The sequence below is a fragment of the Clavibacter lycopersici genome, assembly GCF_003576405.1.
Lineage (GTDB): Bacteria > Actinomycetota > Actinomycetes > Actinomycetales > Microbacteriaceae > Clavibacter > Clavibacter lycopersici.
The window spans coordinates 1-880 of the sequence record NZ_QWGT01000453.1 but is presented as its reverse complement, the minus strand read 5'-3'; the positions used below and the strand labels follow the sequence as shown (position 1 = coordinate 880).

General features: G+C 76.6%; 1 protein-coding gene. It reads left to right on the top strand.

Translation table 11 applies throughout. From position 1 onward, the window contains the following. Window positions 1-22 precede the first annotated feature (22 nt). A partial coding sequence (locus DZG00_RS15890; RefSeq protein WP_233550177.1) for an acyl-CoA dehydrogenase family protein occupies window positions 23-880 on the top strand: 858 nt, incomplete at its 3' end.

The following is an 880-nucleotide window of genomic DNA, read 5'->3' as shown; positions in this document are numbered from 1 at the left end:
GCCGGCGGGGGAGACTGGGCGCATGACGCCCGCCGCCCCGGCCGACCCGCGCGATCCGCTCGCGCACCTCGACGCCGCCCTCCTCGACCGGATCCGCGCCCGCGCCGCCGACTACGACGCCCGCAACGCCTTCTTCGCGGAGGACCTCGACGAGCTGCGCGACGCCGGCCACCTCCGCCTCCTCGTGCCGCGCGACCTCGGGGGGTCGGGCGCGTCGCTCGCCGATGCCGTGCGCGCGCAGCACCTCCTCGCCCAGGCGGCGCCCGCCACCGCGCTCGGGGTCGGGATGCACCTCGTCTGGACGGCCGTCGCGCGGATCCTCGCCGACCGCGGCGACGACTCCCTCCGCGGCGTCCTCGAGGACGCGGGCCGCGGGGAGCTGCTGGCCTTCGCGATCAGCGAGCCCGGCAACGACCAGGCCCTCGCCGACGCGCTCACGGTGGCCGCGCCCGATGACGACGGCGGGTACCGCTTCACGGGCACCAAGGTGTCGTCGAGCATGGCGCCCGCCTGGACGCGGCTCGGGCTCTTCGGGCGCGACGACACGGATCCGGAGCGCCCGCTCCTCGTGCACGCCTTCGTGCCGCGCGATGCGCCCGGCCTCGAGATCGTGCCCGACTGGGACACGCTCGGGATGCGCGCGACGCAGAGCCACACGGTCGTCCTGCGCGACGTCCGCGCCGCACCCGCCGACGTGGTCCGCCGCCGCGAGCACGGCCGGCGCGACGACCCGTTCGTCCTCGCCGTGCTCCAGGCGTTCGAGCTGCTCATCGCCGCCGTGTACGCCGGGATCGGGCAGCGCGCGCTCGAACCTGCCCCTCGTCGCGCTCCTGCTCGGCCCCTCTGCGCTGCTCATCACGCTCTTCATCGTCCTGCCCGC